Origin of the sequence: Sphingomonas sp. SRS2, assembly GCF_000971055.1 — a bacterium.
Lineage (GTDB): Bacteria > Pseudomonadota > Alphaproteobacteria > Sphingomonadales > Sphingomonadaceae > Rhizorhabdus.
This window is the reverse complement of the sequence record NZ_LARW01000066.1, coordinates 65,575-91,955: the sequence shown is the minus strand read 5'-3', so window position 1 is coordinate 91,955 and position 26,381 is coordinate 65,575. Positions and strand designations below refer to the sequence as shown.

Annotated in this window: 26 protein-coding genes; 12 read left to right on the top strand and 14 right to left on the bottom strand. The window is 64.5% G+C overall.

The window, feature by feature from the left end:
* Positions 1 to 266: 266 nt before the first annotated feature.
* The gene (locus WP12_RS07075) at positions 267 to 1,853 is read right to left on the bottom strand and encodes a lysine--tRNA ligase (RefSeq protein WP_046192997.1); all 1,587 of its coding nucleotides are present in this window, start codon (positions 1,851 to 1,853) and stop codon (positions 267 to 269) included.
* A gap of 204 nt (positions 1,854 to 2,057) precedes the next feature.
* Here WP12_RS07075 and WP12_RS07070 point away from each other — a divergent pair, with 204 nt between their 5' ends.
* Complete coding sequence (locus tag WP12_RS07070; protein ID WP_046192996.1) at positions 2,058 to 4,784, top strand: ATP-dependent DNA helicase; 2,727 nt, start codon at positions 2,058 to 2,060, stop codon at positions 4,782 to 4,784.
* Here the strand turns inward: WP12_RS07070 and WP12_RS07065 are convergent.
* Genes WP12_RS07065 through WP12_RS07055 form a run of 3 tightly spaced genes read right to left on the bottom strand, consistent with a single transcriptional unit; the run spans position 4,749 to position 6,912 of the window.
* Positions 4,749 to 5,015 (bottom strand): hypothetical protein, encoded by a 267-nt coding sequence (locus WP12_RS07065; RefSeq protein ID WP_235399024.1) that lies wholly within the window; start codon positions 5,013 to 5,015, stop codon positions 4,749 to 4,751. The two genes, WP12_RS07070 and WP12_RS07065, sit on opposite strands and share 36 nt — an antisense overlap.
* Before the next feature lie 5 nt (positions 5,016 to 5,020).
* On the bottom strand, positions 5,021 to 6,604 hold the full coding sequence (locus WP12_RS07060; protein ID WP_046192994.1) for a PepSY-associated TM helix domain-containing protein: 1,584 nt from the start codon (positions 6,602 to 6,604) through the stop codon (positions 5,021 to 5,023).
* Positions 6,601 to 6,912 carry a hypothetical protein gene (locus tag WP12_RS07055; RefSeq protein WP_046192993.1) on the bottom strand — a complete coding sequence of 104 codons (312 nt, stop codon included), beginning with the start codon at positions 6,910 to 6,912 and terminating at the stop codon, positions 6,601 to 6,603. Before WP12_RS07055 ends, WP12_RS07060 begins: the two co-directional genes overlap by 4 nt.
* A 163-nt stretch (positions 6,913 to 7,075) precedes the next feature.
* Between WP12_RS07055 and WP12_RS07050 the strand changes: the two genes are divergently transcribed.
* Positions 7,076 to 9,178 carry a TonB-dependent siderophore receptor gene (locus WP12_RS07050; protein ID WP_235399021.1) on the top strand — a complete coding sequence of 701 codons (2,103 nt, stop codon included), beginning with the start codon at positions 7,076 to 7,078 and terminating at the stop codon, positions 9,176 to 9,178.
* A gap of 108 nt (positions 9,179 to 9,286) precedes the next feature.
* Positions 9,287 to 9,829 (top strand): SixA phosphatase family protein, encoded by a 543-nt coding sequence (locus WP12_RS07045; protein ID WP_046193093.1) that lies wholly within the window; start codon positions 9,287 to 9,289, stop codon positions 9,827 to 9,829.
* A gap of 34 nt (positions 9,830 to 9,863) precedes the next feature.
* Here the strand turns inward: WP12_RS07045 and WP12_RS07040 are convergent, their stop codons facing one another.
* The 5 genes from WP12_RS07040 to rpmF all read right to left on the bottom strand — a co-directional run bounded on the left by WP12_RS07040 (position 9,864) and on the right by rpmF (position 12,922).
* On the bottom strand, positions 9,864 to 10,277 hold the full coding sequence (locus WP12_RS07040) for a MerR family transcriptional regulator (RefSeq protein WP_046192991.1): 414 nt from the start codon (positions 10,275 to 10,277) through the stop codon (positions 9,864 to 9,866).
* A 12-nt stretch (positions 10,278 to 10,289) separates the two neighbouring features.
* Positions 10,290 to 10,592: an integration host factor subunit alpha gene (locus tag WP12_RS07035; RefSeq protein WP_046192990.1), complete on the bottom strand. Its 303-nt coding sequence runs from the start codon at positions 10,590 to 10,592 to the stop codon at positions 10,290 to 10,292.
* Between the two features lie 93 nt (positions 10,593 to 10,685).
* Entirely contained in the window at positions 10,686 to 11,657 is a 972-nt protein-coding gene (locus WP12_RS07030) for a beta-ketoacyl-ACP synthase III (RefSeq protein WP_046192989.1), read from the bottom strand.
* Positions 11,654 to 12,718: a phosphate acyltransferase PlsX gene (gene plsX, locus WP12_RS07025; protein ID WP_152663928.1), complete on the bottom strand. Its 1,065-nt coding sequence runs from the start codon at positions 12,716 to 12,718 to the stop codon at positions 11,654 to 11,656. Before plsX ends, WP12_RS07030 begins: the two co-directional genes overlap by 4 nt.
* A 24-nt stretch (positions 12,719 to 12,742) precedes the next feature.
* Entirely contained in the window at positions 12,743 to 12,922 is a 180-nt protein-coding gene (rpmF, locus tag WP12_RS07020) for a 50S ribosomal protein L32 (RefSeq protein ID WP_046192987.1), read from the bottom strand.
* A gap of 175 nt (positions 12,923 to 13,097) precedes the next feature.
* Here rpmF and WP12_RS07015 point away from each other — a divergent pair, with 175 nt between their 5' ends.
* Positions 13,098 to 13,538: an MAPEG family protein gene (locus WP12_RS07015; protein WP_046192986.1), complete on the top strand. Its 441-nt coding sequence runs from the start codon at positions 13,098 to 13,100 to the stop codon at positions 13,536 to 13,538.
* Between the two features lie 32 nt (positions 13,539 to 13,570).
* On the opposite strand, the gene WP12_RS07010 is transcribed toward WP12_RS07015, so the two are convergent.
* Positions 13,571 to 14,239 (bottom strand): MBL fold metallo-hydrolase, encoded by a 669-nt coding sequence (locus WP12_RS07010; protein WP_046193092.1) that lies wholly within the window; start codon positions 14,237 to 14,239, stop codon positions 13,571 to 13,573.
* A gap of 198 nt (positions 14,240 to 14,437) precedes the next feature.
* Between WP12_RS07010 and WP12_RS07005 the strand changes: the two genes are divergently transcribed.
* From WP12_RS07005 to msrA, 3 genes are all read left to right on the top strand, one after another.
* Complete coding sequence (locus WP12_RS07005; protein WP_046193091.1) at positions 14,438 to 15,064, top strand: aminotransferase class IV; 627 nt, start codon at positions 14,438 to 14,440, stop codon at positions 15,062 to 15,064.
* Positions 15,065 to 15,137: 73 nt separating this feature from the next.
* Positions 15,138 to 16,340, top strand: a complete 1,203-nt coding sequence (locus WP12_RS07000) for a pyridoxal phosphate-dependent aminotransferase (RefSeq protein WP_046192985.1) — start codon at positions 15,138 to 15,140, stop codon at positions 16,338 to 16,340.
* A gap of 99 nt (positions 16,341 to 16,439) precedes the next feature.
* The gene (gene msrA / locus WP12_RS06995) at positions 16,440 to 17,177 is read left to right on the top strand and encodes a peptide-methionine (S)-S-oxide reductase MsrA (protein ID WP_046192984.1); all 738 of its coding nucleotides are present in this window, start codon (positions 16,440 to 16,442) and stop codon (positions 17,175 to 17,177) included.
* Positions 17,178 to 17,213: 36 nt separating this feature from the next.
* On the opposite strand, the gene pdeM is transcribed toward msrA, so the two are convergent.
* Positions 17,214 to 17,876, bottom strand: coding sequence for a ligase-associated DNA damage response endonuclease PdeM (gene pdeM / locus WP12_RS06990; RefSeq protein WP_046192983.1), 663 nt, complete (start codon positions 17,874 to 17,876; stop codon positions 17,214 to 17,216).
* 122 nt (positions 17,877 to 17,998) lie between these two features.
* Here pdeM and WP12_RS06985 point away from each other — a divergent pair, with 122 nt between their 5' ends.
* From WP12_RS06985 to WP12_RS06975, 3 genes are all read left to right on the top strand, one after another.
* Positions 17,999 to 18,913, top strand: a complete 915-nt coding sequence (locus WP12_RS06985) for a sulfite exporter TauE/SafE family protein (RefSeq protein ID WP_046192982.1) — start codon at positions 17,999 to 18,001, stop codon at positions 18,911 to 18,913.
* A complete protein-coding gene (locus WP12_RS06980; RefSeq protein ID WP_046192981.1) occupies positions 18,910 to 19,668 on the top strand; it encodes a TIGR02186 family protein in 759 nt (252 codons plus the stop codon). The genes WP12_RS06985 and WP12_RS06980 overlap by 4 nt, the downstream gene beginning before the upstream one ends.
* A 68-nt stretch (positions 19,669 to 19,736) precedes the next feature.
* Entirely contained in the window at positions 19,737 to 21,371 is a 1,635-nt protein-coding gene (locus WP12_RS06975; RefSeq protein ID WP_046192980.1) for an ATP-binding protein, read from the top strand.
* 75 nt (positions 21,372 to 21,446) lie between these two features.
* On the opposite strand, the gene WP12_RS25765 is transcribed toward WP12_RS06975, so the two are convergent.
* The gene (locus tag WP12_RS25765) at positions 21,447 to 21,932 is read right to left on the bottom strand and encodes a hypothetical protein (RefSeq protein ID WP_235399019.1); all 486 of its coding nucleotides are present in this window, start codon (positions 21,930 to 21,932) and stop codon (positions 21,447 to 21,449) included.
* Positions 21,933 to 21,971: 39 nt separating this feature from the next.
* Between WP12_RS25765 and WP12_RS25760 the strand changes: the two genes are divergently transcribed.
* Positions 21,972 to 22,490 carry a hypothetical protein gene (locus WP12_RS25760; protein ID WP_235399018.1) on the top strand — a complete coding sequence of 173 codons (519 nt, stop codon included), beginning with the start codon at positions 21,972 to 21,974 and terminating at the stop codon, positions 22,488 to 22,490.
* A gap of 46 nt (positions 22,491 to 22,536) precedes the next feature.
* On the opposite strand, the gene WP12_RS06965 is transcribed toward WP12_RS25760, so the two are convergent.
* A complete protein-coding gene (locus WP12_RS06965; RefSeq protein ID WP_046192978.1) occupies positions 22,537 to 24,165 on the bottom strand; it encodes a helicase HerA-like domain-containing protein in 1,629 nt (542 codons plus the stop codon).
* 120 nt (positions 24,166 to 24,285) lie between these two features.
* On the opposite strand from WP12_RS06965, the gene WP12_RS06960 reads away from it, so the two are divergent.
* On the top strand, positions 24,286 to 24,579 hold the full coding sequence (locus tag WP12_RS06960) for a hypothetical protein (protein WP_046192977.1): 294 nt from the start codon (positions 24,286 to 24,288) through the stop codon (positions 24,577 to 24,579).
* Positions 24,580 to 24,677: 98 nt separating this feature from the next.
* On the opposite strand, the gene WP12_RS06955 is transcribed toward WP12_RS06960, so the two are convergent.
* Positions 24,678 to 26,225, bottom strand: a complete 1,548-nt coding sequence (locus tag WP12_RS06955) for a M23 family metallopeptidase (RefSeq protein WP_046192976.1) — start codon at positions 26,223 to 26,225, stop codon at positions 24,678 to 24,680.
* Positions 26,226 to 26,381: the final 156 nt, after the last annotated feature.

The following is a 26,381-nucleotide window of genomic DNA, read 5'->3' as shown; positions in this document are numbered from 1 at the left end:
TACGCAACGGCGCGGCCGACACTGCGCGTTGGCGCGTATGTCAGTCCGAAAGGGGAATGGACCGGGGGACGTAACGCGCCGGGCGCGCTGGGTTTCCCCGTGGCGCGGAGAACTAACCTCTATCAAGCTGTTTAGAGTCGGTTTCACTTACGTGGAAGCGGTGCCGGCCCGCTCCCCCACCCAACCTCCCGATCCAGCGTAATATATCGGGAGGTTGGGTGGGGGGGGGGGCCGGCACCGCCGTTTCAGCTTCGCTGAAACAAACTCTAGGCGAGCGCTTCGGCTATCAGCTTGCGGCTGTTGGCTATGCCGTAAAGGGCGATGAAGCTGCCCATGCGCGGCCCCTGCTCGGCTCCGAGCAGGGTTTCGTAGAGCGCCTTGAACCAGTCGCGCAGCGAGTCGAAGCCATAAGCCTCGTCCTTGCCGATCGCATAGACCTCGTTCTGGATGTCCTCGGCCGATGCCTCCGTCGGCATCGCGGCCAGCTTCGTGTCGAGCGCACGCAGCGCCGCCGCCTCGTTCGCGGCAGGCTTGCGCCGGCTGAGCGTCGGCGCGACGAAATCGCGATGGTAGGCGAGGGCATGGCCGATCAGCCGGTCGAGCTCGGGATATTTGGTTGCGGACGCATCGGCCACATAATTGGCGAGATAGCCCCAGACCTGTTCCTTCGATGCTTCGCCCATCACGCCGACGAGATTGAGCAGCAGGCCGAAGGTCACGGGAAGCTCGCCCTCGGGTAGCTTGCCGCCATGGATATGGTGGACCGGATTGCCCAGCTTCTGCTCGACCGCCTGTCCGGCATAATTGCCGCGGAACTGCCAATATTCGTCGACCGCGCGGGGGATCACACCCATGTGGAGCTGCTTGGCCTTCTTTGGCTCGCGATAGGCGTAGAAGGCGAGGCTCTCGTCGGGGCCATAGGTCAGCCATTGTTCGAGGGTCAGGCCATTGCCCTTCGACTTGGAGATCTTCTCGCCCTTTTCGTCGAGGAACATCTCATAGTTGAAGCCCTCGGGCGGACGCGCGCCGAGCACGCGGCAGATTTTCGACGACTGCGTGACCGAGTCGATCAGGTCCTTGCCCGACATCTCATAATCGACGCCCAGCGCGACCCAGCGCATCGCCCAGTCGACCTTCCACTGCAGCTTCGCCTTGCCGCTCAGGATCGACTGCGTGATCGTCTCGCCCTCATCGTCGAAGCGGATCACGCCGGCCTCGGCGTCGATCACCTCGACCGGCACCTGCAGGACGATGCCGCTCTTCGGGCTGACCGGCAGCACCGGCGAATAGGTCGTCTGGCGCTCCTTGCGCAGCGTTGGCAGCATGACGCCCATGATCGCGTCATAATGGCGCAATATATTCTTCAGCGCCTCGTCGAACTCCCCGCCCTCATAGGCTTCGGTCGACGAGCGGAAATCATAATCGAAGCCGAAGCGGTCGAGGAATTCGCGCAGCATCGCGTTATTGTGATGCGCGAAGCTCTCATATTTGCCGAACGGATCAGGGATCTTGGTCAGCGGCTTGCCGAGATGGCCGCGCAGCATCTCCTGGTTCGGCACGTTGTCGGGCACCTTGCGCAAACCGTCCATGTCGTCGCTGAACGCGATCAGCCGGGTCGGGACGTCCGACAGCTCCTGATAGGCCTGGCGCACCATCGTCGTGCGCAGCACTTCGTTGAAAGTACCGATATGCGGCAAGCCCGAAGGACCGTAGCCGGTCTCGAACAGGACATGACCCTTTGCCGGCGCGCCTTTCTCATAGCGCTTGAGCAGCTTGCGCGCCTCTTCATAAGGCCAAGCCTTGGAAACGAGCGCGGCTTCGCGCAGGGCGGCAGGGGTGATGCTGTCGGACATATCGCGCTCCTGTAGCGTGCCTTGCGCCCGAATCAACAATCGTCGCCCTCCCCCCAATTGTCATTCCCGCGGAGGCGGGAATCCGTGGACAGCGGTGCGCAAGAGCCTCTTGTACGCCCTTACCGTGGATTCCCGCTTCCACAGGAATGACAGAGGAGGTTGGGGTGTTCCTAAATCGTTCTCCGTCTCCTACATGTAGATTCGATGTCGTCCGACCTCCCCTATCCGGCGCTCTACGCCACCCATGGTGGCATCTGGATCGCCTCCCCCAATGGCGAGGTCCGGGGGATCGGGCGTGGCGAGGCGGCGGCGCGGGCGGCGGAGACGCCGATGATCGTGCTCAACGCGGCCGTGACCGCGACGCGCCTTGGCATCGCCGAATTTTCCGGTCTCGACCTGCTCGAACTGTTCGCCTTCGTCCATCCGGCGCGCTTCGCGGTGCCGACCCCCGCGGGTCTCGCCCGCACGCTGGGCCTCCCCCCGCCGATCGATGACGCCCGCGCTCCGGTTTTCCTGATCGAGGCCGCGACGGCGTTGTTGGGGCGGATGGCCGAGCCCGAAGGCTGGGCCGAACGCCAAGGCGCATGGAACAGCGCTCAGTCGCTCGGCCGGCTGGGCTGGCCCTGGACCCGCGCCATCCGGCAGGTCCTTCGCGAACCGTCGCAGCCCGAACGCGGCCTGTTCGCGCGCCTGCCCGAATGGGACGAAGCCGGCGGGCGTCCGCAGCCGCGCAACGTCCAGCTCGGCGACGCCGAGACGCTCGACCGGCTCGCCACGCTCGTCGGCACGACGGCGGAGGCGCGCGAGGGGCAGAAGCATTATGCCGTGTCGAACGCCCGCGCCTTCGATCCGCGGCTCGGCGAAGGCCGCCCCAACCTTGTCCTTGCCGAAGCAGGCACCGGGATCGGCAAGACGCTGGGCTATCTCGCCCCCGCATCGCTCTGGGCCGAACAGGCCGGCGGCGCGGTGTGGATTTCGACCTATACCAAGGCGCTCCAGCGACAGCTCGATTTCGAGACGCGGCGCCTCTTCCCCGATCCGGCCGTGCGGCGCGAGAAGGTGGTCGTCCGCAAGGGGCGCGAAAATTATCTCTGCCTGCTCAACCTTGAAGACGCGCTGCAAGGCGGGTTCCAGAACCGCGCCGCGATCCTTGCGCAGCTGATCGCGCGCTGGGCAATGTATAGCCGCGACGGCGACATGGTCGGCGGCGACCTGCCCGGCTGGCTGCCTACCCTGTTCCGGCGGGCGGGATCGACCGCGCTGACCGACCGGCGCGGCGAGTGCGTCTATGCGGGCTGCCCGCATTACCGCAAATGCTTCATCGAGCGATCGGCGCGCGCCTCAGAATCCGCCGAGATTGTCATCGCCAATCATGCGCTGGTGATGATCCTCGCCCAGCGGCGCGCGGACGAGGGCCATCCGCTCGGCCGGATCATCTTCGACGAGGGCCATCACCTGTTCGACGCCGCCGATTCGACCTTCGCGGCGGCGCTGACCGGGCAGGAGGCGATCGAGCTCCGGCGCTGGATCATCGGCCCGGAAGCCAAGGCGCGCGGACGGCGGCGCGGCCTGTCCGCCCGCCTGTCCGATGTGGCGAGCTATGACGAGGAAGGCGCGCTGGCGATCGAGGCGGCCTCTGCCGCCGCGACGCTACTCCCCGCCGATGGCTGGCTCGGCCGGCTCGGCGAGAATCTTCCGCTCGGCCCCGTCGAAAAGCTGCTCGCGGCCGCCCGCGCTACCGTCTACGCCCGCGCCAGTGCGGCGGACGCCGGCTATGGACTCGAAACCGATGTCGGTGAGCCCGATCCCGAACTGATCGACGCGGCCCAGCCCGCGATCGAAGCGCTCGAGGCACTGGTGCGTCCGATGGCGCGGCTCCGGCAAAGGCTGGCGGCGGTGATGGATGACGGTCCCGACTGGCTCGACGGACAGGCGCGGGCGCGGATCGAAGGGGCGATCGCGGGGCTCAACCAGCGCGGCCAGCTCGTCGCCGCCTGGGTGTCGATGCTCGCCCGGCTCGGTGGACCGATCGACGCCGATTTCGTGGACTGGCTGGCGGTCGATCGGGTCGAAGGTCGTGAGTTCGATATCGGCCTGCACCGCCACTGGCTCGACCCCGCCCGCCCGCTCGCCGAAACGGTGCTGAAACCCGCGCATGGCGTGCTCGTCACATCGGCGACGCTGCGCGATGGAGAGGACTGGACGATCGCCGAAGCGCGCAGTGGCGTGCCCTATCTCGACCACGCCCCGCGCCATGTCGCGGTGCCGAGCCCGTTCGACTATGCCAACCATGCCGAGGTGCTGGTGGTCACCGACCTGAAGCGCGGCGATGTCGCCCAGCTCGGTCAGGCTTATCACCGGCTGATCCAGGCGGCGGGTGGCGGCACGCTCGGCCTGTTCACCGCGATCTCGCGTTTGCGTGCGGTTCATGCCCGCATCGCCGACCGTCTCGCACGCGACGGGCTGCCGCTCTATGCCCAGCATGTCGACCCGATCGACACCGGCACGCTGGTCGACATTTTCCGCGACGATCCGCATGCGTCGCTGCTCGGCACCGACGCATTGCGCGACGGCGTCGACGTGCCCGGAGATTCGCTGCGGCTGGTGGTGATGGAGGGCGTGCCCTGGCCACGCCCGACCGTCCTGCATGCCGCGCGCAAGGCGGCGGGTGGCGGCAGCGTCTTCGACGACCGGATCGTCCGCGCACGCCTGCGTCAGGCGTTTGGGCGGCTGATCCGTAGCGCGGAGGATCGCGGCCACTTCGTGCTGCTCGGCGCGGCGACGCCATCGCGCTTGCTTGATGCCTTTCCGGGCGGCGTGCCGGTGCTGCGCGTCACCCTCGACGAGGCGATCGCGCGGATCGCGAGCCGGGAAACGGTCGCACGGCCGATCGACTCAGGCGGCGTTCTGTCCGGGCTGGCGGAACAATAAGGCGATCAGCCAGCCGGCGACGCCGCAACCGCCAAGCCAGATGAAGAAGGCGGCGCCCGACCCGGTCAGCGCGAAATAGAGCCCGGGCATGCAGGCCAGCACCGTCAAGGTGCGCCGCGTGGCCGTGCCCATTTCGGTACCGTCGAGCCGCGCGGTGCGCCGACGTTTTGGATCGCCCAGGCACAGCAGGATGAGGATCGCCGTCGAGAGGGCGACGCCGATAATGGTCATGACGATCATTCCGCGGGCTGCAGGACAGGTTGGGATTCGCGGCGGAGCAACCGGCTACCGAACTGATGCCAGAGCACCCAGCCACCTCCCAGCACCATGGCGATGTCGAGCGCGATGATGATCGGTTGGCCCGCCGCGATCGCCTCACCCCAACCGGGACCGCCGGTAATCAGCCGGATCGCCGGCAGCGCGGCGAGCACCACGCCGGTCGCGATCTGCAACAGGCGGTCGAGCTGGGCATGCGTGCGCAGCAGGCAAGCGGCGAGAATCGCGGCAGCTGAGGCCGCCAGGAAAGCCGCCGGGGTCCAGAAGACTGCACGATCCAGCGGATAGGCGACGAAGAAGGCAGCCGCGCAGACGGCCAGCGCGAAGGGCAAGCCGATGCCGACGACGGTGGTCGCGCGCTCGAGCCAGTCGAACGATCGCGGCCCCTCCCGCCGCCGGGCGAGCCACAAGCGCAGGCCGGTGAGGGTCACGAAGCAGGTGGCGAAGCCGAGGCCGAACCAGACCGCCTTTGACAGCATGCCGGCGAAATTGCCGAAGTGGATCGGTCCCATCACCGCGGCGAGGGTGCCGCCCATCGATGGGGTCGTCCCAATGCCCGGCTTGACCCGATCGAACTCGGCCGTGGCGCCCTTGTAGACCAGCGTCGGCGCCGAAAGATGACCTTCGGCTGGCTCGTGGAAGGTGGTGACGCTCGCATCGGCGCGGCCATAATGCTCGATCGTCATGAAGGTGGGCGCGCCGCCTGCCCGCGCTTTCGCGTCGGCGGCGATGCGGTCGAGATTGCCGATCGCCTTCGGGGTCGGGTCTGGCTTGGCGGTGCTGCCGAAAACGGCCTCACTCATCGCCTCGACGTCGCCGCCGAACGCAGCCATCGCGACGACGGGGACGCCGATCGTCCCGAAGAAGGAGAAATAGCTGCCGGTGAAGGCGAGCAGGAAGGCAAAAGGCAGGCTCCAGCTACCCGCGACGCTGTGCCGGTCCCGATCGACCAGCACGGGATTCGCCTTACGGCGCAGGGTGAAGATGTCCTTGAACAGATGGCGATGGATCAACAGGCCTGAAACCGCGGCGATCAGCATGGCGAGGCCGAGCACCCCGGTCAGGACCAGCCCCCAGGGATTGGGAACGTGGAGCTGGACATGGGTATCGACCAGAAAGCTGCTCAGCGCGTCGTCATTGCGCGGACCGAACACGTCCTCGCTAAAGCCCTCGATCTGACGAGCGATGCTGCCGTCGGCGTTGGTCTGATAATAGATGCCCTTTTCGGTGAAATGCCCATCCTCGTCGGTCGCATGGTCGTGGAAGAACACGCCGAGCCGGTGATCGCCGATCTCGAAGATCGAGACGTCGCGGCGATATTTCTCCGGTGTCTTCTCACCGAGCGCGCGCATGGCCGCGTCGATCGGCCGCTCGAAGGCAGATACGGTTTCGCGGTGCCCTGCTGACCAGATTCCGATTTCTTCGGCGAAGACGGCGACGGTGCCGGTCAGCACCACCGCGTACAGAAGCAAGCCGAGCAGGATGCCGGACCAGCCGTGCACCGCAACCATCAGCTTGGTCTCTTCCTTGGGAAGGTGGATCATTTATGCGCCTTTCCGGCGACAGGGGCCGGTTTCATCAGAAATTTCTGCGCCACCAGGCCGGCATGCAGCCCAAACAGGACGAGCGCGACGATCACGATGCGAGCCAGCTTGCGGTCGAGGCAGGCGTGGAAGAACAGCACCGCCCAGATCAGCGGGAGCAGGACGAGCGGAAGGATAAGATTGTCGATCCCGGCGGCTCCGCCGGGCAACCACAATGCCATGCCGGCGATGATGACCACCGATATGACGATCGCACCGGGGCCGGCGAAGCCGACCCTGACCCATTTAGCGGTACGCGCAGCACTCACGCCATCTGTACTCCCAGTTATAACCGCCCAAGTGCGGCTATTGCTACTGCAACTCGCTCTTAATTAAAAGAGCCCCCATCCAAGCTCATGCTTGATATTGATTTTAATTCGCATTAGCAGCGCAATGATTGCCGCCTGGCGGCGTAATGATTGGGGATTAGCGGTGACGATATCGAACAAGAGCTGGTGGTTGTCGGCTGTCGCGGCGACGGCGATCCTGACCGGCCCGGTCCGGGCGGCCGATGCCGACAGCGCGGAGGAGCGCGATGGCCTCATCATCGTCGTCGGCGCGCCCGATCGTAGCAGCGCGGGTACAAAGACCGACACCCCGCTGGCCCAAACTCCCCAGGCGCTGACCATAGTTCCCGCCGAAGTCTATCTGGCCCAGGGAGCAATCTCGATCTCCGACACGCTGCGCTATACCGCCGGTGTCGTGGCCAATCCCTATGGGCAGGACAGCCGCACCGACGGAGGCTTCGTCCGTGGCCTTAATCCGTTGCAGTTCCGCGACGGCATGCGTGACATCTTCAGCTATTATGCCAGCATCCGCGGCGATCCGTATAATTTCTCCCGTGTCGAGCTGGTACGCGGCCCGGCGTCGGTATTGTTCGGACAGGGGACGCTCGGCGGCCTGATCAACCTCGTTTCGAAGGTGCCCGAATTCGATACCGGCGGCGAGGTGGCGCTGAGCTACGGCTCTTTCCAGCGCAAGGAGGGATTTGCCGACCTCACCGGTCCGCTCGTCGAGGGCCTCGCTGGCCGTATCATCGCCCGCGTGCGCGATGCCGATACCCGTGTCGACAACGTGCCAGACGATCGGGTGATGCTGGCGCCATCGCTGCGCTGGCGGGCGGGCGAGAATACCGACATCACCCTGCTCGGCCTCTATCAGGAGGACGATAGCGGATCGACGTCGCAGTTCCTCCCCAATGTCGGCACGATCCTGCCCAATCCGAACGGGAAGTTATCAAACAGCACTTTCATCGGGAAACCGGGCTGGGATCGCTATGACGGCCGCCTTCTCCAGGGCACGGGCAGCGTCGAGCACAGCCTGAGCGACCGGCTGAAGATCAGCCTGAAGGCGCGTTATATCGACAGCGACCTTACTTATCTGACCCATTATCCTGACAGCTATAATAGTCCGCCCAACCCCTATTTCGATGCGGCACAGCGGACGATCGGCCTCTATGCCGAGGGCAGCTATGCCCGGCTGAACATCTTTTCGACTGACAATAATATCCAGTTCGACTTCGATACCGGCGCGCAGATCGAGCACAGCCTGCTGGCGGGAATCGATTACAGCTGGAACCGCGTTCGCAAGACGGGCAGCTATGCCTATGAGACGATCGACATCTACGACATCGATTACGCCTCACTGTCCGATTTCGGCGGCGGCCTTCCCAGCGCGGCCTATCCCGGATTCCTTGGCGGGTTTTCAGAAGACACGCGGCAGAAGCAACTCGGCTTCTACGTTCAGGACCAGATCCGTTTCTGGGACCGCGTGTCGCTCGTGATCGGCGCGCGGCGGGATTATACGCGCACGCAAGCGGCGGGCGGCGTGGCGGAAAAGGACCATGCCACCACCTTCCGCGCCGGGCTGATCGCAGAGATCGTCAAGGGTGTTTCGCCCTTCCTAAGCTACACCGAGTCTTTCGAGCCGATCTCAGGCACCGACATCTTTCTGCAGCCTTTCAAACCGAAGACCGGTACGCAATATGAGGGCGGCATCAAGTTCCACCCCGACAGCAAGACCCTGATCACGCTGAGCGCCTATCACATCCGGGAGGCGAACCGGCCGGTTGGCACGATCATCATCGATCCGTCCACGAACCTTCCGCTCAACGGAGAGATTCAGATCGGGAAGCTGACATCGAAGGGCTATGAGTTCGAAGCGAGCCGGATATTGCCCGGAAACTTCGAGCTGATCGCTGCCTATGCCTATAACAAGATCCGCCCGCAGATCGACAATGTGCCGAAACGTACGGCGTCTCTGTGGGCGACAAAGACTCTGCCGATCCAGTCTGATATCTCGCTGCGGCTGGGTGGCGGCGTCCGCCACACCAGCGTCAACTATTCGGGCACGATCCGCACCCCCGGCTACACGCTGTTCGACGCGCTGGCCGAGGTGAACTGGCAAGACTGGTCTTTCGCGATCAATGCTACCAACCTGTTCAACAAGAAGTTCTACGCTTCCTGCCTGTCACGTGGCGACTGCTTCATCGGCGAACCGCGCAACATCTTCGCTACCTTCAAGAAGCGCTTCTGATCGGCGCGGGCATCCGGTCGCCATCGCGGCGGGATGCCCGCATGGTCTTTCTTCCGTCGCATCTTTCGGGCATCACCCGGAGCCATGCAGAGGGAGGGTGATCGGGCCGTGAAGAAGCTGATGTTGTTGCGCCACGCAAAATCGGGGTGGGATGACCCCGTGTCGCGCGATTTCGATCGGCCGCTGAACACCAAGGGCCAGCGCGCCGCCCACCGCGTCGGCCAATATCTGCGTGAGCATCGCATCGGCTTCGATCATGTCGTCGCCTCCCCCGCCGTCCGCGTGGTCGAGACGCTCGAGCATCTGGCCGAAGGCACGGGCGAGACCATCGCCCCGATCTGGGACAAGCGCATCTATCTCGCCTCCGCGGTGTCGCTGCTCGATGTCATCCAGGATGCCGACGACCGCTACGACAGTCTGCTGCTGGTCGGCCACAATCCCGGGCTGGAGGATCTGGTGCTGATGATGGTGCCCGACAAGCCTGGTGACGAGGCGCGCGATCAGGTCGAGGAGAAATTCCCGACCGCGAGCATTGCCGAGATCAGCTTTCCGGTCGATCACTGGGAGGATGTGCGCCCGAATGGCGGGACGCTGTCGCTGTTCGTGCGGCCGAGGGACCTCGACCCGGAGTTGGGCCCAGACAGGGGCTGACTCGCCTCTCCCGAAAAAGGAGAGGAGCCAGAAGCTAATCCATATCCGCCGCGAGCGCCTCGACCAGCGATTCGCGAATCGCCTGGAGCTCGGTCCGCGCGCTCGACGGCAGGGTCGACTGGCTTACCACCAGGACCGGCTGGGGTGCGATCGGAGTGACGGCCGGGGGAGGCACGGCCGCTTCCGACTCGGCCGATCCCTTCTGCGCGAGAAGCTTCTGGACGCCGCGAATCGTATAGCCCTGCTCGTTGAGCAAGCTGTGGATCCGGCGCACGAGAACCGCATCGGCGGGGCGATAATAGCGTCTGTTGCCCGCCCGCTGGAGCGGGCGGAGCTGCGGAAAACGCGTCTCCCAATAGCGCAATATATGCTGCTGGATACCGAGTTCGGCCGAAAGTTCGCCGATCGTACGAAACGCGTCTTCGGCTTTATCTCCGCCCGAACTCATTGAAAAACCGCCTTAATTACCCGCAACAATCCGATCACGCAGCATCTGGCTGGCCCGGAAGGTCAACACGCGGCGCGGTGCGATCGGCACTTCGACTCCGGTCTTGGGATTGCGGCCGATCCGCTGCCCCTTCTCGCGAAGGATGAAGCTGCCGAATCCCGATATCTTCACATTCTCGCCCTTGGCGAGCGCACTGCACATATGTTCGAGCATCTGTTCGACGACCGACGCCGAGTCAGCCCGCGAGAGGCCGATTTCCCGGTGTACTTCCTCGGATAGATCCGCCCGCGTCAATGTCCCCCGATCCAACGCCATACTGCCCCCCCAATCACATTGAGTATCGGCCATCTTACGTTTAGTCCGAGGCGAATCAAAGCCGTTTTCCAAGGGGTTCTATCACCCCCCGTCTCAATAGCGGATCGCGGCGGCTCCCCAGGTGAATCCACCGCCCATCGCTTCGAGCACCAGCAGGTCCCCGCGCTTGACCCGGCCATCGCGCACGCCGGTGTCGAGCGCCAATGGCACCGACGCGGCGGACGTGTTGGCATGCTGGTCAACGGTCACGATCACCCGCTCCGCGGGAAGGCCCAGCTTGCGTGCCGTCGCGTCGAGAATGCGGCGATTGGCCTGATGCGGCACGACCCAGTCGATCTCGGCGACGTCGAGCCCCGCCGTCTCCATCACCTCACGCAATACCTGGGCAAGGTTGGTGACCGCGTGACGGAACACTTCCTGCCCCTTCATGCGCAGCTTGCCGACGGTCTGAGTCGTTGACGGGCCGCCGTCGACATAGAGCAGCTGATTATGACGGCCATCGGCATGAAGCTTGGTCGTAAGTATTCCGCGCGTGCCCTCTTCGGCCTTGAGCACCACCGCGCCCGCGCCATCGCCGAACAGGACGCAGGTGGTGCGATCCTCCCAGTCGAGAATGCGGCTGAACGTTTCCGCGCCGATCACCAGCGCATGGTCCGCCGCGCCGCCGCGGATCATGCTGTCGGCGACCGTCAGCGCATAGAGGAAGCCGGAGCAGACCGCCTGAACGTCGAAGGCGACGCAATCGTCGATGCCCAGCGCCGCCTGGACGATCGTCGCCGAGGCGGGGAAAGTCTGGTCGGGGGTCGAGGTCGCGAGCACGATCAGGCCGATCTCGCCGGGGGTGATGCCCGCCGCTTCGATCGCGCGGCGCGCGGCATCGGTCGCCAGCGACGCCGTCGTCTCGCCTTCCCCGGCAAGGTAGCGGGCACGGATGCCGGTCCGCTCGACGATCCATTCGTCCGACGTGTCAACGGTCTCGGCCAGTTCAGCGTTGGTGACGCGGCGGTGCGGCAATGCCGAACCGGTGCCGGCGATCACGGAGCGGCGCTGTACGGCGATGGTCATGCCACGCTGCTTTCGGGCTGAGAATCGTTGGATTGGGTCAGCCGGCTGCGGAAATGTTCGAGATCCTCGGTGATCCGGCGGGTGATGTCGTCGCGCGCGATCTTTACGGCGACACCGATCGCGTTGGCGACGCCGTTGGCGTCCGCGCCGCCATGGCTTTTGACGACCAGGCCGTTGAGGCCAAGGAAGACCGCGCCATTGTGATTGTTCGGATCGAGATGGTGGCGCAGCAGCGCAAAGGCCGGCTTCGACAGCAGGAACCCGGCCTTGGAGCGCAGCGAACTTGAAAAGGCGCGCTTGAGCAGGTCGGTGATGAAACGCGCGGTGCCTTCGATCGACTTCAGCGCGATATTGCCCGAGAAGCCGTCGCTCACCACCACATCGACCTCGCCGCGACCGAGCCTGTCGGCCTCGATGAAGCCATCGAAGCGCCACTCGCCGCTCGTCTGCTGGCGCAGCTCGGCGGCGGCTTCCTTGAGTTCGCCGGTGCCCTTGAGCTCTTCGGTGCCGATGTTGAGCAGGCGGACGCGCGGACATTGCACGCCGACCGCGACCCGCGAATAGGCCGCACCCATCACCGCGAATTCGACGAGATTGCGCGAATCGCAGTCGGTGTTCGCGCCCAGATCGAGCATGACGAGATCATTGTCGCCGAGCGTCGGCAACAGCGCGGCGAGCGCCGGCCGGTCGATGCCGTGCATCGTCCGCAGCGACAGCTTCGCGATCGCCATCAGCGCACCGGTATTGCCCGCCGACAGCGCGGCCGCGGCCTCGCCCGCTTTCACGGCAAGGATCGCAGCCCCCATCGAACTGGTCTTCGTGCGTCTGATCGCCTGGCTGGGCTTGTCGTCACCGGTGATCACATCGTCGCAATGCACGACGATCGAATCGGCGAGGATAGGGTAGCGCTGAAGCTCGGCACGAATGGCCGTCTCATCGCCGCACAGGGTAAAGCCGATGGCAGAGTCGCGCTCGCGAGCGATTGCGGCACCGGCGACCATCGTCGCCGCCCCGCCGTCACCGCCCATCGCGTCGAGTGCGATTCGCGGCGCCTCGTCCACAGTCATTTCCCCTGCTGGCCTCTATCAGGCCTCGACGGAAACGATCTCACGGCCGTTATAATGGCCGCAGGCGTTGCACAGGTTGTGCGGACGCTTCAGTTCGCCACAGTTCGGGCATTCCTGATAGGCCTCGACGGTCAGCGCGTCATGGCTGCGGCGCATATTGCGCTTAGAGGGCGAGGTTTTTCTCTTCGGGACGGCCATGTCGGCACCTATTCCTAGCTAAATAAATAAAGCGGCGAATGCCCGACACGCTGAGGGCCGGGCTCGCCGCGAGCGCGCGACCTATAGCGATTTCGCTCCGCGTTGCAAGTAGGGGGACTGGACCCTCGCGATGGGACCTGCCAATCATCCCACACACTTACAGGAGGGGGCTATAATGATCCTACCGATTACCCTGACGATCGCCGGCGCCGCCGCTGTAGTCAATCTCTGGCTTGCTCTGCGCATCGTTACGCTTCGCATGAAGGCAAAGGTGCTGATCGGCGACGGCGGCAACCCGCTGCTCGTCGCGCGCACCCGCGCCCAGATCAACTTCGCCGAATATACGCCGATAGTCCTCATCCTGATCGGCCTGATCGAACTGGCGCGCGGAACACAGGGCTGGCTGTGGGCGGTTGGCATCATCTACATACTGGGCCGCGTCCTGCATCCGTTCGGCATGGACAGGCAGACCCCACACCCGCTGCGTGCCGCCGGCATATTGACGACCTGGATCGTCATGCTCGGCCTGGCCGGTTACGCGCTGACCATCCCCTACACGACCAAGAGCGGGATGATCACGACCGTGACCAGCGACAGCCTGAGAAGCGGAAACTAGACCGGCCGTTCCCAAGACAGGGTAGAAAGCTGCTAGCCGCTGACCACCTGGTCTCCCACGAACGGGTTGCCAGCGCGTTCGTGGGCGAAGGTGGACATCGCGCCGTGCCCGGGGACGAAGGCGGTGTCGCCGCCGAGTGGCCACAGCTTCTTGGTGATCGAAGCGATCAGGTCGGCATGGTTGCCGCGCGGGAAATCGGTGCGGCCGATCGAACCCTGGAACAGCACGTCGCCGACCAGCGCCAGTTTCGACGCCGGATGGTGGAAGACGACGTGCCCCGGGGTGTGGCCCGGACAGTGGATTACGTCGAATATCAGTTCGCCCACCGTTACCTGATCGCCGTCCTTGAGCCAGCGGTCGGGCTCGAACGGCCGGCCCTCGATACCGTAGCTGCGGCCGTCATCGCCTAACCGCGCAATCCAGAAGCGGTCTTCCGGATGCGGCCCTTCGATCGGCACACCGAGCTGTTCGGCAAGGATTCCCGTGCCGCCGCAATGATCGATATGGCCATGTGTCACCAACAGCTTCTCGATCGTCACGCCATGCTGCTTGGCGGCCGCCTTCAGCCGATCGAGATCGCCGCCCGCATCGACGAAGGCGCCTTTCATCGTGCGGGTGGACCATAATAGGGTGCAATTCTGCTGAAACGCGGTGACGGGAACGATCACGGCTTTCAGGGGAGCATCGGCGGGACTGGTCATCACCCCGACATGATCAATGCCGCCCACCAATGCAAGAAGGCGACGCGGACACAGGCCGCGCAAAAAACACGCATAACTGAAAAATTTCGAGGCGAATCGGCAACTTGCCTCTAGGCTCCCGCCTGTTGCCGAGTCGAAAGCTATCGGCTGGCGACGGCGTATTTGTCAGACCACCGGTTACAGGGACATTTGGTCGCGATGGCGGCAAGGGCATTCGACCTGATTGAGACGATGCGATTCGAGGCGCTCGACGGCTTCATCGATCTCGAACGCCATCTCGAGCGGATGAAGACCAGCGCCGAAACGCTCGGCTTCGCGTTCAATCGCCATGATTGCCGCAACGACCTTCAGGCCGCGACCTTCCGCCTTACCGAGGATGCCCGCATCCGCCTGCTGCTGTCACAAAGCGGCGCGCTGGCGATCGAGGTGCGGCCGATGCCCGCAAAGCCGGCCGGGCCGGTCCACGTCACCATAGTACCGCTTCCGGTCGCCGCCGACGATCCACGCCTGGCCCACAAGACCACCGATCGCGCCTTCCTCGATGATGCCCGCCATGCGGCCGGCACATTCGACGTGATCTTCGCGCGTCCGGACGGCCTCCTCACCGAAGGCAGCTTCACCAGCCTCTTCGTCGAGCGCGACGGCGTGCTGGTCACGCCCCGGAGCGGATCGCTGATGCCCGGCATATTGCGGGAGAAGCTGCTCGAGCGTGACGAGGCGGTAGAGGGCGATGTCCGCCCTGCGGATCTGGCGGGGGATTTCTTCATCGGCAATTCGCTGCGCGGCCTGATCCCGGCCCGCTTGGTTGCGGCACCGCACAACTAAGGTTGAGGCGCGCGCCTCACTCTCCTATAGCGCCCGCGATTCCTAACCGAAGCAATCAGGAAAGCGCCTCGCCATGAGCCTCATCGCCCCTGCCCTCAACCGTATATCGCCCTCTCCGACGCTCGCCATGACCAGCCGGGTGCTCGAGCTGAAGGCGAAGGGCGTCGACGTGATCGGCCTGTCAGCGGGCGAGCCCGATTTCGACACGCCCGACTTCGTCAAGGAAGCTGCGATCGCGGCGATCCGCAACGGGCAAACCAAATATACCAATGTCGACGGCACTGCAGAGCTGAAGGCCGCGATCATCGCCAAGTTCAAGCGCGACAACGGCCTGACCTACGAACCCGGCCAGATCAGCGTCAACGTCGGCGGCAAGCACACATTGTTCAACGCGCTGGTCGCCACCGTCTCAGCCGGCGACGAGGTGATCATCCCCGCGCCCTACTGGGTCAGCTATCCCGACATCGTTCAGTTCGCCGGCGGCACTCCGGTGTTCATCAAGGCCGGCGCGGCGCAGAACTATAAGGTGACGCCCGAGCAGATCGAAGCGGCGATCACCCCGCAGACCAAGTGGCTGCTGCTCAACTCGCCGTCCAATCCGAGCGGTGCCGCCTATGGCGCAGACGAACTGCTGGCGATCGCCGAGGTGGTGCGCCGCCACCCGCATGTCTGGGTGATGACCGACGATATGTACGAGCACATCCTGTACGACGATTTCAAATTCGCCACGATCGCCGAGGTCGCACCCGATCTGTACGAGCGCACGCTGACGATCAACGGCTGCTCGAAGGCCTATTCGATGACGGGCTGGCGGATCGGCTACGCGGGCGGGCCGCTGCCGCTGATCAAGGCGATGGCCAAGCTCCAGTCGCAGTCGACCTCGAACCCCTGCTCGATCGCACAGGCGGCGGCGACCGCTGCCCTAAATGGCGACCAGAGCTTCCTTCTGGACCGCAATGCTGCCTTCCAGAAGCGGCGCGACCTCGTCGTGTCGATGCTCAACCAGGCAAAGGGCATCCATTGTCCTAGGCCCGAAGGCGCCTTCTACGTCTATCCCGACGTATCCGAGCTGATCGGCCTGTCGACCCCCGCCGGCAAGAAGATCGTCAACGACGCCGACTTGATCGACTACTTCCTCGACGATGCCCGCGTTGCGGCAGTCAACGGCGCGGCCTTCGGTCTCGAGCCCGCCTTCCGGGTCAGCTATGCCACGTCGGAGAAGATTCTCACCGAGGCTTGCGAGCGCATCCAGGCCGCCTGCGCAGCGCTGCGTTAAGACAGATCGTTTCGGAGCCGTCGTCAAATCATTGATTCTGATTGGCCGGCCCCCATCTGTGTGACATAATCGTCACAAGATGAAAAAAAGGATGCCCTCTTGACGGACACTCCTAACCGGCCGCTCATCGCCGGGATCTCGGCCGGCATGCTGCTGTTGGCGGCCGCCGGCATGATAGCCACGCGCAGCCCCGCCGTCGCCCCAACGCCGAAGGTCGATGCCGGCCCGATCGTCCGCGTGCCCGCGCCTGCGGTGGACCCGAAGGAACCCGGCGCCACCGCGACCGCCGTTATCGCCGGCGGCTGCTTCTGGGGTGTTCAAGGCGTGTATCAGCATGTCGATGGCGTGAAGTCCGCGGTGTCGGGCTATGCCGGCGGCCAGGCCCGGACTGCTAATTACGAAGCGGTCGGATCGGGCTCGACCGGTCATGCCGAGGCGGTGAAAATCACCTACGACCCAGCGAAGGTCAGCTACGGCACGCTCCTGCGTATCTTCTTCGCGGTGGTCGCCGACCCGACCACGCTGAACCGGCAAGGCCCCGACCGGGGCAGCCAGTACCGCACCGCAATCTTTCCGACGACGCCGCAGCAGAAGGCGGTGGCCGAGGCCTATATCGCCCAGCTCCGCGCGGCGAAGGCCTGGAAGGCGCCCATCGTCACCCGGGTCGAGCGCAATCGCGGCTTCTACGCAGCTGAGAAATATCATCAGGATTTCCTGATCCGGAAACCCGATTATCCATATATCGTCTATAACGATCTGCCCAAAGTGGAGGCGCTGCGCGTCGCCTTCCCAAATCATTTCGAGAAGCGGCCGGTGACGGTTTACCCGATCGGGTGAGCGCGTCGCCTTCGGGGAGGCCGAGGCGGTAAAAGATCACGCCGCCAGCGGAAAATCGAGCAGCTTCTCCTGCACCGCGATCAGCGCGCGGGCATCCGCGCCGACGGCTTTCAGGATAACCGGATCGGCGGCGTTCATGCCGCCGGTGAGTACGCCGAAGGACGGCAGGATCAGCTTGCTTCGCCCTGCGACGAAACAGGGCCGCGATACGCGGCGGCCGCGCAACGTCACCTGATATCGCGGATGATAATGGCCCGATATCTCGGGTCGCGGATCGGCGGGATCGGCCTCGTGACGGAGCAGCAGCCCATCAAGATCGACCTCCGCCGCGACATGCCCGCCGAGTGGATCGCTGATTGCCGCATCATGATTGCCGGTGATCCAGGTCCAGCGCGTCTTGGCAGTGAGCAGCCCGAGCAGGCCCAGCGCCTCGTCGGGCAACCGCGCCACCCCGCCCCGATCATGGAAGCTGTCACCCAGGCAATAGAGCGCCTCAGCCCCCGTCCGCTCGACCAGCGCGGCGACTCGGCGCAGCGTCTCGATCGAATCATAGGGCGGCAGCATCTGCCCGCGCCGCGCATAGCTGCTCGCCTTTTCGAGATGGAGATCGGCGAGCAGCAGGCTGCGCGATGCGGAATGGAACAGTCCGCCCTCCGCCAATGCGCACAAGTCCACCGAACAGAACGAAAAGGGAACCATGACCCCGATATATCGCGTCGGGATTGCGGGGCAAGGGTCTCTTCACGCGTCCGTCCGTCAGAATGACCATTTCGGGATAGGAAGCCTTCCCTCGCGCCCCCAAAATGCTCTAGCCCTTGGCGATGGATCTTTACCTGCCCATTGCCGGCCTTTCGGTGAACATCCTCGTCATCATCGGCCTGGGCGGGCTGGTCGGCCTGCTGTCGGGCATGTTCGGCGTTGGCGGCGGCTTCCTGACCACCCCGCTGATGATCTTCTACGGCATTCCGCCAGCGGTCGCGGTCGCTTCTTCGGCGCCCCAGATCACCGGCGCCAGCGTCTCCGGCGTGCTCGCGCATGGCAGCCGGGGCGGGGTCGACTATCATATGGGCGCGGTGCTTGTGGCGGGTGGCGCGCTCGGCTCGCTGCTCGGCGGCTTCCTGTTCCGCGTGCTGCAGGATGTCGGCCAGATCGATACCGTCGTGAACGTCATGTATGTGCTTATGCTCGGCGGCATCGGCATCGTGATGGCCAAGGATGCGATCGGCGCGCTTCTGGCCGAATGGCGCGGCGAGCGGCCCCGGGTCGAGGGCAAGCGCCACCATCCGTTGATCGCGATGCTGCCTTTCCGCTGGCGCTTCTATAAATCCGGGCTGTACATATCGCCGCTCGCGCCTTTTCTGCTCGGCCTGCTGACCGGCATCATGACGGTGTTGATGGGGGTCGGCGGCGGCTTCATCCTGGTGCCCGCCATGATCTACCTACTCGGCATGTCGGCGCGGGTCGTGGTCGGCACTTCGCTGTTCCAGATACTCTTTGTGACCGCCGCGACGACGATGGTCCACGCAATGACCACCCGCGCGGTCGACCTCGTCCTCACGGGCCTGCTGCTGATCGGCAGTGTCAGCGGCGCGCAGGTCGGCGCGCGCATGGCGCAGACGATAAAGCCCGAATATCTGCGCCTCGCGCTCGCCTTCATCGTGCTGGTGGTGGCGATCCGCATGCTGCTCGGCCTGACCTGGCGTCCGCCCGAAATCTTCACGGTGCAGAGCTTATGAGGAAGCTTCTTCTCCTGATGCTCGCGCCCCTGCTGATCGGCGCGGAGAGCCCCCGGCTGGTGCCCGACGTCTCGCAGCGCAAGATCGAGATCATCTATAGTTTCACCGGCGCGGAGCTGCTGCTGTTCGGTGCGATCCTCTATCCCGGCGGCCGGGCCCCCAGCGACGACGCCCAGATCGCGGTGGTGGTGAAAGGACCGTCCGAACCCGTGCTGATCCGCGAGAAGCGCAAGATCGCCGGCATGTGGATCAACGCCGACAGCGCCGATTTCCGCTCGGTGCCGTCCTTCTATGCGCTCGCCTCGTCAAAGCCGATCGCCAGCATCGTCGATCCGCGCACCTCGGTGATCTATGAGCTGGGCATCGACAATCTCCAGCTGTCGCCCGCCAGCGGCGGCGCCCCTGCCGAGGACCGCCGCTTCGAAAGCGGGCTGATCGATCTCAAGCGCCGCGGCGGCTATTATTCGGAGACCGACCGCGGGGTCGAGATCAGCGAAGGCGTTCTGTATCGCGCACGCATCGCCATCCCCGCGCGAGTTCCCGTGGGCCGCTACACCGCCGAGACCTTCCTGATCGAAAAGGGCCGCGTCATCGCCGCCGCGACCCGCGACATCGATATCGACAAGTCGGGCATGGAAGCCTTCGTCGCCCAGGCCGCCGAGCGCCACAGTTTCCTCTATGGCCTGTTCGCCGTGATCCTCTCGCTCTCGCTCGGCTGGCTGGCGAGCACGATCTTCAAGCGGCTTCGCGAATGAAGCCCACAGGAACGTAGAATTAACCGCTCCTCCGTAAACCATCGCGGGCGCATGGAGGATTTGGCGGCATGAACGACATCACCGGGGGCAGCCCGTTCGAGAAGACGGCGACCCTCGCCGCGACCCCGCTGGGGCGGATCGAGCGCGTCACCGGCGGCGATGCCGAGGTACGCCTCGACCCGCAGCTCCTCGAGCTCATGTCGCGCGACGGCGACAGCACCGTCGCGATGGCGGGCGAGATCGGCTCGATGCTGCGAATGATGGTGGCGGGCCGTTGCGTCATCGCCTCGGTCCATAATCTCGGCAGCGAAGGCGGCGAGATCACCGCGCGCATCGCCTTCCTCGGTGAGGGCGTGATCGACGGCGAGGGCCATGTCGCCGACTTTCGACGGGGCGTGACGCGCTATCCCCTGCCCGGCACTCCGGTCCACGCCGTCTCCAGCATCGATACGATGGCGATCTTCAGCGCCGGCAATGTCCCGCACATCGAGATCGGCACCGTCCATCCCACCAATTCGACCCGCGCCGCGTTGCTGGTCGATGCGATGCTTGGCAAGCATTTCGCGTTGCTCGGATCGACCGGTACCGGCAAATCGACCGCCACCGCGCTGATTCTACACCGCATCTGCCAGATGGCCCCGGCCGGCCATATCGTGATGATCGACCCGCACGGCGAATATGACGCCGCCTTTGCCGAGGTCGGCGCGTCCTATAACGTCACCAACCTCGCCATGCCCTATTGGCTGATGAACTTCGAAGAGCATTGCGAAGTTCTGCTGACCACGACCGGCGCCGAGCGGCAGACCGATGCCGACATACTCGCCAAATGCATGCTCGCCGCGCGCCAGAAGAACCGCGCCGCCGACAGCGTCGCGCGCATCACCGTCGACAGCCCAATTCCTTATGTGCTGTCCGACCTGACCAACATCATCCAGACCGAGATGGGCAAGCTCGACAAGGCATCGAACAGCGCGCCCTATCTGCGCCTCAAGCACAAGATCGAAGAAATCCGCTCAGACCCGCGCTATCATTTCATGTTCTCGGGCATGCTCGTCGGCGACAGCATGAAAAGCTTCATCAAACGCATTTTCCGCCTGCCGGCGGAGGGCAAGCCGATCTCCGTGATCGACGTGTCGGGCGTGCCGTCGGAAATCACCTCGGTGGTGGTCGCGGTGCTGGCGCGCTGCGTGTTCGACTATGCGATCTGGGCGCGCGGACAGGCGCAGCACCCGATCCTGCTCGTCTGCGAGGAGGCGCATCGCTACGTCCCTTCGGACCGCTCGACCAATAACGGCCCGGTCCGCAAGATCCTCGAACGAATCGCCAAGGAAGGCCGTAAATATGGCGTCTCGCTGGGCCTGGTGACGCAGCGCCCGTCAGACCTGGCAGAAGGCGTGCTGTCGCAATGCGGCACGATCATCGCGATGCGCCTGAACAACGAGCGTGACCAGGCCTTCGTTCGCGCCGCAATGCCAGAGGGCGCGCGCGGTTTCCTCGATTCGATCCCGGCTCTACGCAACCGCGAGGCGATCATCTGCGGCGAAGGCGTGTCGATCCCGATCCGCGTCGCTTTCGACGACCTCGCAGACGGCCTGCGCCCCGCCTCGAACGATCCGGTCTTCTCCGACCTGTGGCGCTGCGCCGGCGACGAGGATGCGTTGGTAGAGCATGTCATCGGGCGGTGGCGGAATCAGGGGCGTTGAATTTGCCCGCCAGGTGGCAGCGGCACCGTGCGGCCGCGCCCACCTCCCCATCCGCATATGGTTTCTGGATAAGTGTCATACATGGCCGGTGGATCGACCATCGGCGGCCAGCATCGCGCCGAACTTCCCCTGGGCCTCCAATAATAAGGGCGCAAAATATTCGAAGGGCGGCTCTGCAGTGAACGAAAAGAAGTTCATCGTCGCATTGGCTTCGAACAGCAGCACGCGTCCGTCAGGCATCAGGGCAAAATCGATCCCGAAATAATCGAGCGGCATCCGCGCGCGGATGGCGAGCAACACCGACTGCACCGCTGCCGGAAACGCCGCGAGGCCCTGTTCGATCACCGCCTTCTCCAGGGCGATCGCGGCGGGATAATGCTGCAGGACCCGCTCACGATCAGGCCCGTGCACGTTCCAATGCTCTGACACGATCCTGTGGCGAACCAGCGGATGAGATCCGAAAAAATAAAGGCGGATCTTGTGATACAAACCGTCCGCGGAATGCGTCTCCACGAACTCGGTCAGGAAGTAGGTCTTCTGCGGATCGATCTTCGCCAGCACGTCGTCAGTCGTGGCGACGAGACCTACGATATCGCCATTATGCGTCCCGACTTCGCGCAAGATCGCCGGGAATCGGATGCCCATGTCGTCCATCGCGCACCGCGCCAGATTCGGACGGCCACGAAAGCGGACGATCCGCGGCACGATCAGTCCATCGATTCCAGCCAGCAGCTTCGCGACGTGGTCCCGGCCCGAGCGGAGGACATCGGCAGGCCGATTGATGATCCTGCCTTCATGCCCCCGCAAATATCGGTCGGCATATTTGAGCACATTCGGATTGAGTTCGGGATCGGTGATAAGGTTGAGAATAGTGCCAACTTCGGCAAGCGAAGGCCGCACTTTGATCCGGCGAAAATTGCCTGGGATGTGCAACCGCAGGAACCTGCCATCGCCATCGCCATCGCCGCGAAGCCGCCAGACATCGGTGCTGCCCCGATTGTAAAGGCCGGCTCCACCGGCGCGCACCACGCCACGTTGATCATCGCATCCAAAAAGATAGGCGATCCGCCGATCGGCTGCCTCGCGACGCTTCGCTGCAAAACGCACTGTAACCCCTGATATAATCAGGGAATCATAGGCTTAATACATAGATACTCAAGACTAACTATCGGAATAAATTACCTAAAATTCCCCTTACAAGCTGGCCTGCGATACCGCTCGATCCACGCTTGCTACCGCCGAACACGGCCCTTCCAAGCTCGTTCGCCACTTGGCGTCCCACCGACGAGGCCGCCGCTCGGGTCGCCGATTGGATAGCGCGGTCGACGCCCGACGGCTTCGCCGCTTCACGCGCCGCGACCGCATCGAGCCGTGCCTGTTCCTTGAGCTCCTGCTCCTGCTGCTTCGCCTCGACCTTGGCCTGCACGGCAGCAGCCTTGTCGGCTTCAACCTGCGCCTTGGCGGCCTGTGCGGCGGCAGCCGATGCATTGCCGCGTGCCGCCAATATCTCCTCGGCGGATTCGCGGTCGATCGCGTCGTCATATTTGCCGGCAACGGGCGAGATCGCCTGGATGATCGCGCGCTCCTTCGCGTCGAGCGGGCCGAGCCGCGAGCGTGGCGGCGCGATCAGGGTGCGCTGAACGATGCTCGGGCTGCCGTCGTCTTGCAGCACCGAAACCAGCGCCTCGCCGACCTTCAGTTCGATGATCGCCCTGGCGACGTCCAGATCGGGGTTGATCCGGAATGTGTCGGCCGCCGCCTCGATCGCCTTCTGATCGCGGGGCGTGAAAGCGCGCAGCGCGTGTTGGACGCGATTGCCAAGCTGAGCCGCAACATCTTCGGGGATATCGATCGGGTTCTGGGTGACGAAATAGACGCCGACGCCCTTCGACCGGATCAGCCGCACGACCTGTTCGATCTTGTCGGTCAGCGCCTTGGGCGCGTCCTCGAACAGCAGGTGCGCCTCATCGAAGAAGAAGACGAGCTTCGGCTTATCGGGGTCGCCGACTTCGGGCAGCGTCTCGAACAATTCGCTGAGCAGCCAGAGCACGAAGGTGGCGTAGAGCTTGGGGCTCTGCATCAGCTTGTCGGCGGCCAGCACGTTGATATAGCCGCGCCCCTGGTCGTCCAGCCCCAGGAAATCATGAATGTCGAGCGCGGGCTCGCCAAAGAAATGTGCGCCGCCCTGACTGTCGAGCTGGAGCAGCTGGCGCTGGATCGATCCTACGCTGGGCCTGGTGATATTGCCGAAGCGCGCCGACAGCGCCTCGGCATTTTCGGCGCAATAAGCGAGCATCGCCTGAAGATCGCCGAGGTCGAGCAGCAGCAGCCCTTCTTCGTCGGCATAGCGGAAGGCGATGTTGAGTACGCCTTCCTGCACCTCGTTGAGGTTCATCAGCCGGGCGAGCAGCAAGGGGCCCATCTCCGACACGGTGGTACGTATCGGATGACCCTGCTCGCCATAGAGATCCCAGAAGATCGCCGGATTGTCGCCCCAGGTGAAAGGCTCCAGCCCGATCTCGGCGGCGCGCGCCACCAGCCGATCGGCATTTTTCGCGGTCGGAGACCCCGCCATTGCGATGCCGGCGAGATCACCCTTCACGTCGGCCATGAACACCGGCACCCCGGCGGCGGAGAAATTTTCGGCGACACCCTGCAGCGTAACCGTCTTGCCGGTGCCGGTCGCGCCCGCGATCAGGCCGTGGCGATTGGCGCGGCGCAGGTTGAGATATTGCGGCTGGGAGCCAGCGGTGTTTGGGCTCGCGCCGAGGAAAATGCCCTTCTCGTCGATCATGCCGGCTCTCCTTTGTCGAGGGCGAGCTTAGACCGCGAAGCCGGCCAGCGGAAGGAGGGCCGACCGGATCACGGACTTATGTCGCGCGTTTCATCGCCATGACTGAGACAGGAGAGTGACATGCCGCGTGGAGACAAGGACGCCTATACCGACAAGCAGAAGCGCAAGGCCGAACATATCGAGGAAAGCTACGAGGAGCGCGGCGTACCCAGGAAGCAGGCCGAAGCGCGCGCCTGGGCGACGGTCAACAAGGAATCGGGCGGCGGCAACAAGTCGGGCTCGGGCCGGGGCAAGAAAGATACCCACGTCTCCTCGTCACGAGGCGGCAAGGCGAACAGGTCGGGATCTACCGAGCAGCGGTCGGCAGCCGCGCGCAAAGGTTGGGTAACGCGTCGGAAGAATGCGAAGAAATGATCGCCATCGTCCCCCGCAGAGGCCGGGGCCGCATCGGCAAGGGCAAGGTCACCCGCTGAATGGGGCAGCACCGGCTCTGCCGGGGCGACGCGACAGACTCAGCCCTTCTTAGCCTTTTCGGCCTTAACCTCGGCGCTCTTTTTGACCTTCTTCTCGCCGCCGCCATTGGCGATGCGGACCGAAAGGAGCTTGTTGAGCTTCGCCCGGAAATTGGCGAGGTCGCGGCCAGCGAGCTGCTGCACCGTGGTGAACTTCATCGACGAGGGATTGATCGCCTTGCCGTTGCGGAACACCTCATAATGGAGATGCGGGCCGGTCGACATGCCGGTCGAACCGACATAGCCGATCAGTTGCCCCTGGCGGACCCGCTCGCCCGGACGGGCGATGATCCGGCTCATATGCGCATAGCCGGTCGAAATGCCGCCGCTGTGACTCAGCCGGACATAATTGCCGTGACCGCCATGACGGCCCGCGAAGCTTACGACGCCATCGGTCGCCGCGACGATCGGTGCGCCCATCGGCGCGCCGAAGTCCATGCCCTGATGCATCCGCGAGAAGCCGAGAATCGGGTGGCGGCGCAGGCCGAAGCTGGAGGTGAGGCGACCGAGCACCGGCTGGCGCATCACGCCCCTGGTCTCACCGACGCCCGACGCCTCATACCATTGGTCACGGCCGCCGGTGGTCCATTTGAGCATCTGGGTCTTCTTGCCGCCTTGCGTGATCCCGGCGAACAAAAGGCTGCCAACCTTGACCTCGCCGGTTTCGGCGCGGGCATGTTCGACGATCGCGTCGAAGCGGGCGTCGGAGCCGATGCTGCGCATCGCCAGCTTTTGCGACACCGCCTTGATGAAGGATTCGATCGCGCTGCCGGGCACGCCGGCGGCACGCGCCGACTGATAGAGGCTCGACCCGACCCGGCCCTGAATGCGCAGCGGGGTATTGTCCACCGCGATCGGAATACGCTTGAGGCGAAGCTGGCCATCGACCCGCTGAACCGCCAGCTTAAGATCGAAGCGGGCGCGGAAATCGAGGCTCTCCAGCGGGCGCGGATCGGTCTTCACCGCGCGGCGGCCCAGAACCATGTCCATATGCGTGCCGGCGCTGAGATCGTTCAATGGAACCGCATCGGAAACAAGCGAGGCCACCTTGCCGGCCTCGGCGCGCGAAACGCCCGCCCGTTCGAGGACGCGGGCGAAGCCGTCGCCCTGACCGATCGTCGCCGCCAGTTCGACGCGGGGCCGCTCGGGCGTGTCGGTAAGCGGTTCGACCGCGCTGGTGCCGGCCATGCGGTGGCCGGTGTCGCCGCCGAGCCCCAGAGGCGCGATGGCAAGCGCGCGGGCCTGTTCATATTGGGTGGGTGCCAGCGGCGCTTCGGCGGCGAAGCGGACGGGCTTGAAGGTCGGCGCCATCATCCCCGCGGCGGTGCACAGCGCGAGGCAGGTGAACAGTCCCTGGAACCATTCGCGCGAACCGATGCGCGCGCCGAGGTCGACGACGAGATCAGCACCGACGATCCGGTCCACCGCGCCGCCGAACGGGCTGTCGACCAGGCTGAACCGGCTCGGCTTGACGAGCGTCAACGCCCGCGCACCGCCAACGGCTGCATAACCCTGACCGTCAAATCCCTGGCTGCTGCTTTGGAACAAAGCCCCCGCCCCTTTACTCAAGAACGCCTATCTACTTGCCCTGACGAGACATTTTTTGCCGGACAAGATTCAGTCTGCCTCAGCATGGTTAAAGTCAAACTAATGCAACGGTTCGTCGCAAGGCTATGCGACGAACCGAGTCATTTTCTCCGTGAG